The organism is Dehalococcoidales bacterium, from assembly GCA_028716225.1.
Taxonomy (GTDB): domain Bacteria; phylum Chloroflexota; class Dehalococcoidia; order Dehalococcoidales; family UBA5760; genus UBA5760.
This window is the reverse complement of the sequence record JAQUQE010000016.1, coordinates 22989-35686: the sequence shown is the minus strand read 5'-3', so window position 1 is coordinate 35686 and position 12698 is coordinate 22989. Positions and strand designations below refer to the sequence as shown.

12 protein-coding genes are annotated in these 12698 nt (G+C 51.8%); 2 read left to right on the top strand and 10 right to left on the bottom strand.

Annotation, left to right across the window (positions count from 1 at the left end):
* Positions 1-475 precede the first annotated feature (475 nt).
* Entirely contained in the window at positions 476-1000 is a 525-nt protein-coding gene (locus PHI12_09350; GenBank protein ID MDD5511005.1) for a hypothetical protein, read from the top strand.
* Between the two features lie 58 nt (positions 1001-1058).
* Here the strand turns inward: PHI12_09350 and PHI12_09345 are convergent, their stop codons facing one another.
* The 5 genes from PHI12_09345 to PHI12_09325 form a co-directional block, all read right to left on the bottom strand.
* Entirely contained in the window at positions 1059-1466 is a 408-nt protein-coding gene (locus tag PHI12_09345; protein ID MDD5511004.1) for a hydrogenase iron-sulfur subunit, read from the bottom strand.
* Complete coding sequence (locus PHI12_09340; protein MDD5511003.1) at positions 1463-3319, bottom strand: CoB--CoM heterodisulfide reductase iron-sulfur subunit A family protein; 1857 nt, start codon at positions 3317-3319, stop codon at positions 1463-1465. The genes PHI12_09345 and PHI12_09340 overlap by 4 nt, the downstream gene beginning before the upstream one ends.
* A gap of 119 nt (positions 3320-3438) precedes the next feature.
* Positions 3439-4599: a (Fe-S)-binding protein gene (locus PHI12_09335; protein ID MDD5511002.1), complete on the bottom strand. Its 1161-nt coding sequence runs from the start codon at positions 4597-4599 to the stop codon at positions 3439-3441.
* Positions 4600-4607: 8 nt separating this feature from the next.
* Positions 4608-5621: an electron transfer flavoprotein subunit alpha/FixB family protein gene (locus tag PHI12_09330; protein ID MDD5511001.1), complete on the bottom strand. Its 1014-nt coding sequence runs from the start codon at positions 5619-5621 to the stop codon at positions 4608-4610.
* A gap of 91 nt (positions 5622-5712) precedes the next feature.
* Positions 5713-6522, bottom strand: a complete 810-nt coding sequence (locus PHI12_09325) for an electron transfer flavoprotein subunit beta/FixA family protein (GenBank protein ID MDD5511000.1) — start codon at positions 6520-6522, stop codon at positions 5713-5715.
* 290 nt (positions 6523-6812) lie between these two features.
* Here PHI12_09325 and PHI12_09320 point away from each other — a divergent pair, with 290 nt between their 5' ends.
* Complete coding sequence (locus tag PHI12_09320) at positions 6813-7940, top strand: NAD(P)/FAD-dependent oxidoreductase (GenBank protein MDD5510999.1); 1128 nt, start codon at positions 6813-6815, stop codon at positions 7938-7940.
* Between the two features lie 19 nt (positions 7941-7959).
* On the opposite strand, the gene PHI12_09315 is transcribed toward PHI12_09320, so the two are convergent.
* From PHI12_09315 to dctP, 5 genes are all read right to left on the bottom strand, one after another.
* Positions 7960-8334: a hypothetical protein gene (locus PHI12_09315; GenBank protein MDD5510998.1), complete on the bottom strand. Its 375-nt coding sequence runs from the start codon at positions 8332-8334 to the stop codon at positions 7960-7962.
* A gap of 158 nt (positions 8335-8492) precedes the next feature.
* The gene (locus tag PHI12_09310; GenBank protein MDD5510997.1) at positions 8493-9290 is read right to left on the bottom strand and encodes a glucose 1-dehydrogenase; all 798 of its coding nucleotides are present in this window, start codon (positions 9288-9290) and stop codon (positions 8493-8495) included.
* A 149-nt stretch (positions 9291-9439) separates the two neighbouring features.
* Positions 9440-10753, bottom strand: a complete 1314-nt coding sequence (locus PHI12_09305) for a TRAP transporter large permease subunit (protein ID MDD5510996.1) — start codon at positions 10751-10753, stop codon at positions 9440-9442.
* The gene (locus PHI12_09300; protein ID MDD5510995.1) at positions 10750-11262 is read right to left on the bottom strand and encodes a TRAP transporter small permease subunit; all 513 of its coding nucleotides are present in this window, start codon (positions 11260-11262) and stop codon (positions 10750-10752) included. Before PHI12_09300 ends, PHI12_09305 begins: the two co-directional genes overlap by 4 nt.
* Positions 11263-11550: 288 nt before the next feature.
* Positions 11551-12561, bottom strand: a complete 1011-nt coding sequence (gene dctP, locus PHI12_09295; GenBank protein ID MDD5510994.1) for a TRAP transporter substrate-binding protein DctP — start codon at positions 12559-12561, stop codon at positions 11551-11553.
* Positions 12562-12698: the final 137 nt, after the last annotated feature.

Below are 12698 nucleotides of genomic sequence, written 5' to 3'. Positions count from 1 at the left end.
TAACGCTGTAGTCATTCGCTTATCCCCCCTGTCATTACTAGGGCAAGCGCTCAGGTCAAGGTTTCGTTCTATTCAACTGTTAAGGTGCGCTTTATGTTTACAGCTTCAGTATTGAACAAAAAGCGCTAATGTTTAATTTCAGAATGAACCTATATTTACATGATGGTTTTACGGATAGCGTTTTGAGTGGGATAAAAAGAAAACCCCTCTGCTGTAAATAGCAGAAGGGTTTATTACTGGGCTGTTAAGCCTTATAATGCGCTGTAGTGATTATCGGGTAAGTATTCTAGAGCTCAAGAGCGAAGGTTAGGCTGAAAGTTCTGCCTATTGTACACGTTAGCCCACCATTCGGAAAAACATCGGTTATTTCAACCGAATCCTCTCATCAGTCCTCTCTGCAAACATAGATCTTATTGACACCCATGCTGTATGGGGATAGAATCGTTCTACCTGAGTAAGGGGGAGCGTCTCCAAAATGGATACAACGATAATTGCTATAGTCACACCGATAATAACTGCTGCTAGCACTCTATTGGCTGTTTGGTTAACGCAACGTAATGAATCAAGAAAGAGAGGGTCCGAAGAAAAAAGGTGGTACGCTGATTACTTTTTGGGGAGGAAGATTGACGCTTTAAATAATCTATTTACCTCGTTGGTTGATTGCTATTTTGCTGTGAACCGTTATGGGAATTACGCTCCGTCTACCTACCAAGAGTATATAGATGAGGTTGTAACAAAAGAGGATTCTTATTTGAAAGCTAAGGTGGCAGCGTCAATCTATCTGGATAACGAGGTACGTGGTATAATGTCGCACGCTCTGGGCGCATTCAGATTAGCTAGTATCGCTATAAGGTCAACTATATCTGATGACAAGTGTCATATGAGCAAAGATTCAGCTATTGATTTAGATTGGTTTAAGCTAGAAGACTCCTATAACAAAGCTGTTGTATGTTTGGAGAACTTACTAAATCCGGAAGTACTAAAGAAGATAGAGGAATAGTAAAAAAGGTAATAATAAAAGCTGGGAATCCGTAAGAAACCTCGGCCTTTATCAGTCATTATGATTCCTTGACCAGGGGACCGAGCTTTCTTATCCTGGCTGTCATGTCGTTAACGATTGAGACAAACCGGTTACCCTCGGAGGCAGAGACCCAGTCCAGGGATACGCGCTCTTTTTCGATGCCGAGCTGCTCGAGCATCCGGGTAAGCAATGCCATGCGTCGCATTGCTTTGTAGTTGCCGTCGGTATAGTGGCAATCCCCGGGATGGCAACCAAGGACCAGCACCCCGTCGGCACCGGCCTGAAGTGCCTTCACGATGAAGGTCGGCTCCACCCGGCCGCTGCACTTAACCCTTATCGGCCGAACATTGGGGGCGTATTTCATGCGGGAAGTCCCTGCCAGGTCAGCGCCGCGGTAGGAGCACCAGTTACACATAAAAACGGTGATTACGGGCTCGAAGCTCATATCAACAGGCCCTCGATTTCAGCCATGATTTGCTCGGCGGTAAAATGCCTGCCGGTAATAGCGCTGACAGGGCAGGCAGCAACGCACGTGCCGCAGCCTTTACACAAGGCTTCATTTACTTTGTAAAACTTCTTTTCCTCATCGAGCAAGATAGCACTGTAAGGGCAGAGGGATCCGCATATCCCGCATCCGGAGCAAAGCTTCTCATCAATGCTGGCGATAGCTGCCTCGATCTCTACCTCACCTTTACTGATCAGGGACAGAATGCGAGCCGCCGCTGCCGAGGCTTGAGCGACGGTATCGGGAATGTCCTTGGGGCTCTGGCAGCAACCGGCCACAAAAATACCCTCGCTGCTGGTGGCTACCGGATCCAGCTTGGGGTGCCTCTCCAAAAAGAAGCCGTCGGCACTCCGGCTGATATTGAAGAGCCGGGCCACGGCCTCAGCATCTTGCTGCGGTTCCATAGCGGTACACAGGATAACCATATCCACCGGCACCCTTATCATCGATCCCAGCAGAGTATCTTCGGCTACCACAACCAGTCTACCCTTCTCCTCGTCATTAAGGGCCCTGTCGGTAACTTCACCCACCTTGCCGCGTATGAAGCTGACCCCTTCGCCGGCAATACGCTCATAGAATTCCTCGTAGCCCTTGCCGAAGCAGCGCATATCGATATAGTACTGATACACTTCGGCGCCGGTTTTCTCTTTTATCAGGTGGGCGTACTTAAGGGCGTACATACAGCACACCCGGGAGCAGTAATCATGGTAGTTCCTGTCCCGACTGCCCACACATTGAATGATAGCAATGCTCCGGGGGACGGAGCCGTCTTTCAGCACTATATTGCCGCCCGTCTGACCGGATGAGTTGACCAGCCTCTCGAACTCGAGGCTGGTAATAACGTTATCCAGTCGCCGGTAGCCATACTGGTGGATGGCAACAGGGTCGAACACGCTGTATCCGGTGGCTAAGATTATTGAGCCTGCCTCCACCTCGACTATTTCATCTTCCTGCCCGAAATCGATCGCACCCGCCTCACAGACCTCCTCACAAAGACGGCAGGTACCTTTCAGGAAATAGGTGCAGTGATCGGCGTCGATGACCGGTATGTTGGGTACGGCCTGGGGGAACGGGGTATAGATAGCCTTCCTCTTACCCATGCCGGCCTCAAACTCGCTATCGACCTTCGAGGGGCATTTCTCCTGACACAAACCACAGCCGTTACACCTGTCGCCGTTGACATACCGTGCCTTTTTTCGAATTCTAATCCTGAAATTCCCGATGTAACCCGAAGCTTCTACCACCTCGCTGTAGCTCATGAGCTCAATATAGGGATGATTTCCTGCTTCAGTCATCTTTGGGGTGAGGATGCAAGCCGAGCAGTCCAGGGTGGGGAACGTCTTGTCCAGTTGCATCATATGTCCGCCGATACTGGGGCTTCGTTCGACCAGATAGACCTTGTGTCCGGAATCGGCGATTTCCAGCGCGGCTCTGATACCGGCGATGCCGCCGCCTACTATCAGAGTATTGGGATTAAACGGTATCTTCCTGGTTTCCAGAGGTTGGTGATAGTAAACCCGCTTTACAGCGGCATTCAGCAGGGCTTTGGCCTTCTCCGTCGCCATCTGCTTGTTCTCGGTCACCCAGGAGCACTGCTCGCGAATATTGGCTATTTCGATTAAATACGGATTCAGCCCCGCTTTCTGACATGTTCTGCGGAAGGTGGACTCGTGCATTATCGGAGAGCAGGCAGCTACCACTACCCGATTAAGGCCCAGGTCCCTGATATCTTTGCCGATCATTTCCTGCCCGGGCTCGGAGCACATGAAGACATAGTCGCGGGCTACTATCACCGAGTCTAAACCACGGGCGAACCCGGTTAGTTCTTCCGTATCTACAGTTCCGGCGATATTGCTGCCGCAGTGACAGACATATACGCCGATGCGCGGTTTATTTCCCGTAATACTGCTGGCTAGATTGCTTCGCTTACTAATTCTGAAATACTCCTGATCTCGATAAAATCACCCTTTTCCATAGTCGTCACGCTATCGTCGAAGTTGAGCATACAGTAGGGGCATGCCACGGCCAGGACATCAGCGCCTGCAGCAAGAGCCTGTTCTACTCGCATGTCGGAAAACCTCTCGCCGCTTTTGGTTTCCATCCATATCCGGCCGCCGCCGCCACCGCAACACAAGCTGTTTTCCCGACAATCCGGCAGTTCGATCAATTCCAGACCGGGGATGCTCTCCAGTACCTGGCGCGGCTCCTCGTAGATATCGTTATAACGCCCCAGATAGCAGGGGTCGTGATAGGCAACCTTTTTGTTTACTTCTCTGCTAAAGCTTAAGCGGTTTTCCCTGATAAGTTCAAGCAGATACTGGGATAAATGAATAGTCTCGAAGTCACCTCCCAGCCCGGGATATTCATTCCTGAAGGTGTGGTAGCAGTGTGGGGATGAGGTAACCACCTTTTTAACTCCCATTTCGGCAAAAGTACGGATGTTACTCCTGGCGAGGCGCTCGAAGACCTTCTCGTCGCCGGCTTTACGGACACTTTCACCACAGCAGTTTACCTTACTACCCGGTATACCGAAGTCGACTCCGGCTTTTTTCAGGATATTGACGGCAGCCCGGGCCACCCTCCGAACACTGGCATCATATTCCGGGATGCAGCAGGGGAAGTACAATATCTCGGTTCCCTCGCTATATGGCTTCACGTCAAGGTCTTTGGCCCAATCGGCCCGCTTATCCGGAGCTTCGCCTAACGGATTGCCCGTTGCGGAGATATTCTTGATGGTGAGTCGTAGTGAATCGGGGACCCGGGCAATACCCATCTCGGTAACGACCCGGCGCAGGGCCCGCATAACGTCTACTATTTCCACACCGCGGGGGCATCGCTTCACGCAGCTGTTGCAGGTAGCACACAGCCATATATCCTCACCTTCGAAATCAATCAGGCCCAGCTGGCCCCGGCGTATTATACGGCGGACGATAAAATCCCTCACCCTATTCCACGGGCACACTGCCGTGCAGGTACCGCACTGGTAGCATAGATTGAGGATTTCGCCGCCTTCCTCATTTATGATGTCCGCCACTTCTTTGAGCGGAGTTACCAGATGTGCGCTCGTCTCCATTCCGATGTCTACCTGTCCTTTTTCCGTCCTGCCATTAGTTCCTCAATCTTGTTGGTAAAAACGGGCAGCAACTCCTCCCAGTCCCCGATTATCCCCAGCGTCGCTTCCTTGAATATGTTAGCTTCGGGGTCTTTGTTTATCGCCACGATATTCCTAGCTCCAGAGCAACCGGTCATATGCTGACTGGAGCCGGAGAGGGCAACAGCGATATAAAGGTCGGGGGCGATGATCTTACCCGTCAGGCCGACTAGCAGGCTATTCGACACCCAGCCGTTGTCGCATGGCGGTCTACTGGCACCCACGGCACCCTTCAATATCTCAGCCAGTTTCTCCAGCTTCTTAAAACCTTCAGCGCTGCCGATGCCTCTGCCTCCGCAGACTACCACGTTAGCATCCTCAAGCTTTATCCCTGTCGATTCTTCGACCACCCTCTTGATTACCTTAGTTCTTACGGACGGAGCGTCTAAGGAAGCCTCAACATTAATAATCTGCCCCTCTCTGGAACCGTCTCGCTCCGGAGAGGACATTACCCTGGCTCTAACCGTAGCCATCTGGGGATAGGACTCACAGGTAAAGGTAGCCCGGGCATTGTCACCGTAAACAGGCTTGGTTTGTAGCAACAGTTTTGAGCCAGGTTCGATAGCCAGCTCGACGCAGTCCGTGGAGATTGCCGTACCCAGCCGGAAGGCCAGGCAGGGCCCCAGGTCACGGCCGATAGCGGTCTGTCCGAAAAGTACAATGCAGGGCATTACCTGCCTCGCTACCTTTTCCGAGACTGATAGATATAAATCTGTGTCGTAGTCCTTCATTGGTGGGGTATCGACTACGTATACCCTGTCTGCGCCATAGGCAATTGCTTCCCCGGCCAGGCTGGTGATATCATTGCCTACCAGCAGGCAATATAATTCCTGACCCAGCGCATCAGCCAGGTTCCGGCCGCAGCCCAGCAGTTCCGTAGTTACTGCCGCCAGTTTCCCCTCTCTGACTTCGCCGAAGATCATCACCCCTTTATATTCAGCCAATGCTAACTACCCTCTCTTCGTATTTGCTCATCGGGACCTGCCCTTTAACTACGGTGCAGGACGCTCAAAGCGGGTCCCAATTCCTTTGCATTCATACTATTCTGGCTTCCTTCAGTTTTGCAACCAGGTTAGCTATCGCTTCCCCGGGGCTGTCACCTTCGATGATTTCACATTTCCCTTCGTGAACCGGCTGGAATAGCTTCAGCAGCTTCGTGCGGCAACCCGCGGCACCTATCCAGGAAGATTCGGCCCCGATGTCGTCTGGTTTCCAGATAACCGGCTCTTTCTTCCTGGCCCCCATTATTCCCTTTATGGTAGGGTACCGGGGCTCACCGACTTCATTGCTTACCGTGACCAGGGCGGGCAGGGATACCTCAACCACTTCATATCCATCATCGGTGACCTTCTCAACCGTTGCCTTCCCGTTGCCGACCGTTATCTTTCTGGCGATGGTTACGAGGGGCAGCCCCAGCATCTCAGCGATGCCCGGGCCCACCTGCCCGGCGTCCCAATCCGAAGCCTGCCGGCCGCAGAAGATAAGGTCATAGTCGCCTACTTTTTTGATGGCCATCGATAGTGCATAGGCTGTTGACCAGCTATCACCCCCGGCGAAGGCTTCGTCATCGAGCAGGATTAGCTCATCAGCCCCCATGGACAGGGGTTTTATTACCACATCCGGTAAGAGGTTGGTACCCAGGCTCAGTACGGTGATTGTGCCTCCCTGATCATCCTTAACTCTGAGCGCCGCTTCCAAAGCACGTTCAGCATAAGGGTCAATTACTGCCGATACGCCCGGCGGTAGCACTATTCTGTTAAGTTCGGGGTTAATCCTGAAGCTCTCCGGCGGTGCTTCGGGGTCGGGTACCTGCTTACAGCAGACGATCATTCTGACGGCGGTCATTGGTCAGCATCTCCTACGTAATACGGGTCGTCGTAAAGATATAACCATGAGGTATTGTATTAAGGTATTGTACAACGGAATGCACGGAATCATAAAGGACAATCTATCAGTAACGCTTGATAGTTGCTGAAATGGGGTGCCGGGGCAGTCTTTCAAGCTCAAGCAGTACGCCGATGTGTTATAATTGTGACACGTCCGGCAAAACGCCAGTGCTACATGGAAAAGACACTGGTCGACCTGCTTAGGCGCGAATTTGCGGGTTATTTCATATTAATTTGAGGAGTTGTCATATGGCGCATCGAGTTGATGTTACTATCATTGGGGCTGGCGTAGTCGGGCTGGCCGTAGCTTCAATGGTAGCAAAGGGTCGTAGAGAGGTCTATCTGCTGGAGAAAAATGAAAAGTTCGGACAGGAACAGAGCTCCCGTAACAGCGAGGTCGTTCATGCCGGTATCTACTATGACAGAGGTTCCTTGAAAGCGAAGCTGTGTCTGGAAGGCAACAGCCTTTTATACGAACTCTGTGAAAAGAACGGGATAGCCTGCCGGAAATGTGGCAAAATAATCGTCGCCACTAACGAGATGGAATCCCGTGAATTAGAAAAGCTATATCTAAGAGGCCGGGATAACGGTGTCCCGCTGCAAATGCTTTCCGGTAAGGAAATGAGACAGCTCGAGCCGAATTTGAAAGGAATGGCCGCATTCCTCTCACCGACTACAGGTATCGTAGACTCTTATGCCCTGATGAACTACTTTTTCGCCAGGGCCAGGGAAAACGGCGTGCAGGTAGTGTATAAGACCGAGGTCAACGGCATAGAAAAACAGCCCGATGGCTATCAAATCAGTGTCAATGATGCGTCAGGTGATTTTTCCTTCATAAGCAGGGTAATCATAAATTGTGCCGGACTGTATAGCGACAAAGTGGCTGAGATGGCGGGGATAGATTTGGAAGAGGCGGGATATCACCTGCACTGGTGTAAAGGGGAGTATTACAGTGTAAGCGGCGTTAAGAATAAGCTGCTTAACAGGTTGATATACCCTGTGCCTACGGATATCAGTGTCGGGGTGCATGTTTGCTTCGACGTTGATTGGAGACTACGTCTCGGCCCTCATTTCTACTACGTTGACGAGATAGGCTATAAGGTTGATGACTCCAGGAAGTACGCCTTTCTGGAGTCAAGCATGATGAAAGCCCTGCCGTTTATCGAGCCGTCTGATTTAGCCCCCGAGACATCAGGCATACTGGCGATGCTTCAGGATAAAGGAGAGGGCCAGCGTGACTTCGTAATAGAACATGAGTACAAAAGAGGGCTACCCGGTTTCGTTAATCTGGTTGGTATAGAATCACCGGGACTAACCTCATCACCAGCAATCGCCGGTTATGTCAGCCGGCTGGTGGATGAGATACTGGGTAGTTGAAGATTAGTCTTTTCCCCGGCTAGCGTGACCATCGGCTGCTGGTCATTTTTACCATGCTCACCATGGGTGCCAGAAGCACTGTTCTCAGGAAGCTTCTCATGTGTCTGCGGCTGGATATGAATCGGGCTGCGGGAGGGCTTACCCTGTAATAGGTGCTGACAAACAGCCTGCCCGCCTTGTAACGCAACAGGAACTCATCCCTGAAGGAGCGCATGGTGTTTACTTCTTGGGCCAGTGGAGTTCCGTAGACTGCTGTTACAACGAAGCACTGGCCATCTTTTTCCTGCCCTTCGTCCGGATCGACAGCAATCCTCTTACCTTCCCTTATTTCCCGCCACTCCGCGAGGTTGTCTTTTAGCGTGCTGCTTCCTTTTCGCTTCCGGCCGAAAATCACTGTTAATCACCTCTCGGGCAGCCAACTACTGCGGTAATAAGCCATAGACGCCATTCAGTTTACACTGATAGGGGGTCGGCTTCGTTTCCAGTATACCTGTAGCCAGCCGGTTTATGCAAGGATTACGTCATAGGGCCCATTTAGAGTTGAGGAGATGATTAACAGGAGACCCCCATTACGTTGGACTCGGGTAAGGTACTGGCTCCATCAATAACGATGGATGTACCCGTCAGGTACCTTGACTCTTCCGATGCGAGAAATGCCACCAGTTCGCCCAGCTCCTCAATTGTACCCAGTCGGCCCATAGGAATTCCTCTGGCCATCGTTTTTATGACGCTGTCCGGGTCTGCCGGGTTTGTCTCTCTCGCCATTTGTCTTACCATGTCGGTCTCAATCATCCCAGGGCAGATTGCGTTCACGTTTATTCCGTATGCGGCGACCTCCATGGCCAGCGCTTTGGTAAAACCCCAAGCGGCTGCTTTGGTAGCCGCATAGTCTGTTTCGCCCGCATCGGCAACGATTGGCCCGGTAACCGATGACATATTCACTATCTTACCGTACTTCCTCTCTATCATACCGGGGAGTACGGCCCTGGTGCAGATGAACATACCTTTGACATTAATATTAAACATCCTGTCCAGAATGTCATCCGTCATATCGACAAGGGGTACCAGTTTAAGCACGCCGGCATTATTAACCAGTATCTCCACCCGGCCGAACCTTTTCAGCACTTCCTGAACGACACTGCCGACCTCAGCCGGCTTGGTGACGTCTACCTTGAAAGAAACGGCCTTATGAACGTTATTAACGATGCTCTTGGCCGTATCGTGGACTATGTCCAGAACATCGGTCAGCACTACGGTAGCCCCCTCTCTTGCCATCACCCTGGCTGCCCCTTCGCCATTACCTCTGGCAGCTCCGGTTACAATCGCTATTTTCCCCTCTAGTTTTCCCATTTTTCACTCCGTTCTCTAAGGTTTATCCTGGGGTGGATATATTCCCTCAAGATGTTATTTCCGTAACAATAATCTACTACCTGAGAAGTGAAGGAGAGCGTCTCGATGTTGGCTATGAAACTCTCCTTCACTTCTCATTTTAAGCTGCTTTACCCACCCATAATCAGGTTGGGCAACCATAGGGCTATTTGCGGGAAGGCGAATACCAGAGCCAGGCAGACGCCCTGAATGATCACGAACGGTATCACCGACCGGTAGATATCCCCCATGGTAATTTCTTTGGGAACGATACCTCTCATGATGAACAGGGTGTAGCCGAATGGCGGTGTCAGGTATGCCATCTCACAGGTAATTACATAAAGGACGCCGTACCAGACCAGGTCGTAACCCAGAGTTGCCACTATCGGGATGTAAAGCGGGGCGACGATAAGAAGCATTGCGGTGTCATCTAGGAATGTCCCCATCGCGATAAAGCTAGCCTGCATCATCACGAGTACTAATACCGGGTTTCCCAGAGAGAGGAACAGTGGCTCGAGAATCTTGACGGCACCCAGGCCATCATAGACGGAAGAAAAAAGCAGGGCAGCTACCAGAATCCAGAGGAAGAGGCAGGAAACTCTCAGTGTTTCCGCCATAGCTATCTTGACAACCGACCAGCTTAGCTTCCGGTGGATTGCGGCACATACTATAGCGCCTACCGCTCCGACCGCGGCAGATTCCATTACGGTGGTTACTCCCATAAAGAGCAGACCGAGGACGGTAAAGATAAGGATTATGGGGGCAATACCGCTTTTCAGCGAGACGAATTTTCCTTTCCAGTTGACCCGTTCTTCAACCGGCAGTGGTGGACCCATACTGGGGTTCCGGCGGCACCTTACGCCGATATAGATAACGTACATCACCGCCAACAGGATGCCGGGTATGGCGCCGGCGAGAAACAGGTGCCCGATGGAGACCCTGGCGATTATCCCGTAGATGATGAAGACTACGCTGGGCGGAATAAGAAAACCGAGGGCGCCGCCTGCCTGGACAACCCCGGTCACCATCAGCTTGTTGTACTTCCGCTTGAGCATGGCGGGCATGGCGATAAGACCTGCCGTCACCGTACCGCAGGTAGCCTCTCCGACCATGGCGGCTATCAGGGCGCTGATGCCTATCGTTCCCATGGCCAGGCCGCCGGCAATGCCGCCAAACCACTTATGTATCATGTCGTAGAGGTCGTCGGCTACTCCTGACTTGGATAGAATCAACCCCATAAAGATGAAGGGAGGGATGGCCAGTAGAACGTACCACTTCATGAAGCTGTAGGCGGAGAAGAAGGCCATATCAATGCCGCCGGTACCCCACAGGGCGATGGCAAAGATAGCACCGATGCTGCCTACGGCGACGAAGATATAACGCCCGCTGATGAGAAGCATTGCCATTGAGGCGAACATTACTAAAGCAATTATCTGTATACTCATGGTAGTGGCTTTCCTCGAATAGTAGCGATATCCCTAATGAAGCAGGATATTCCTTGCAGGAGCAACAGGAAGACTCCGATCGTTATGATAATCTTGATCGGGTATAGCGGAGGGCGCCAAGGGCTGCCGCTGTGTTGCAGCATAGAGGTTGATATTATAGCATGTTCGGTACATGCCATTAGAGTAGCGACTAAGTAGATGACCATGAAAACAAACATGGCAGCGTCTATGATCGCTCTCTTCCGTGGCGACCACCGGGAGTAGAGGATATCCATCCTGACCATGCCGCCGCTGAGAAGAGCATACCCGCCGCCGACAATAAAGTAGGCCCCGAACAGAAACTGCGAGACTTCAATGGACCATACGGTGGGCATGTTAAATCCGTACCTTCGGATGGCTTCAACGAGCAGGATACCGATTATGACGAGGACGACATAACCGACTCCCACTCCCACCTTCCGGTTCATTGTATCGATATATCGTACGTAGTTCGCTAATACCCTGGGCATTTTAACTCCTTGAATAAGCAATCACCACAATCACCTCCTCCCCCGGTTAGGGTTTTTGACCCGGGGGAGGAGGATCATTCCGCGAACAATATTTCCTATACTGTTAAATACTACGTTTCTGGTTAGTGGTTAGAGCGCTTTTACACGTGCCAGGAGGTCTTTGATCGGCTGCGTGTCCAATCTGTAGGCACGGTGCGTAAAGTTCATCTCCTCCAGCTCGAGCTGGTACTCAAGCAGAATCTGGATTCCCTGGGCATTCCGTGCATCCAGCGTCGCTAGCCGGTACCACTACTCCAGTTCATGCTCGTACAGCTTCTGGATCGACTCGTCGTCCAAGGTTATGATGTGTTCCCAGTTCTTGATGTCGGTGCTCTGGCCGTTGAACCTCTTGATGAAACAGTGTTCACTCATGTGCTCGGTGGCGTAGTAGACAATAGCCTGGATATCGGAGGGTAGCGAATCCCACAGTTCCTGGTTCATCAGTATTGACGAGTTACAGCAGTCGACCAGGCAGGGCATTACTATATACGGGTAGACCTCATAGAGCTTCATGCCGGTGTACTCGGTTGCCCCGGCCCAGAAGAGGGCGTCGACAACACCGGTCTGACCGGTCAGGTAGAACTCTTCAACGGGGAAGACCACTGTTGAGCAGCCGGCCCCGACAAAGGGAGGAGCCATCGGTCCGGTGGCGTTCATCTTCAAACCCTGAAAATCCGAATAGCTTGTAATCGGTTTTGTCGCGATCACGTTGAAGGGATCGGTCATGGCGTTTCTGATGTAGTGGACGCCGATATCAGCGTAGGAGTCAGCAGTAAGCTCTGCCAGCCCCCGTCTTGTGAACAGACTCTGCATCTCGGAGGGGCAGGATGTCTCAAACGGCATGCCGCACTCGATGTCCCTGAAGAGCGTCTCGGCACCGGCGGTAGCGTACCACCAGCCGATGTCAATGGTGCCCGACCTGACGGCGGCCACTACTTCACCCTCCGGGACCAGCTCGCCCGGTTCATAGACCGTGGCCTTGATTCGCCCGCCGCTCATCTCTTCCAGGATGTCAGCGTAGTTTAACCTCATGTCCTCCTCAGTGTCCGGAGCACCGAAGGGGCTGGTGATTCGCCACTCGTATATCGGCAGGTCCTGTGCCGGTTCCGGAGTCGGTGTCGGTTCTCCCGGGGTAGGAGTGGGCGTCGGTTCCGGTGTCGGGGCTTGACTGGTACATCCGGTCGTCAGCGGTATGGCAATTGCCATCACTACTACCAGTGAGACGCCGATCATGATCTTTAGCATTTTTTTGTTTTTCATTACAAATCTCCTTTCTGGAACTGTAATTTGCTTCTATGATTGAATTGAACCCTGCTACATTCGCTACCTCCTGCCATCAGCCATAGAATATACTTTTTCATTCTGGGTAATGTCCGTAGCCGATTTACTTGATATCC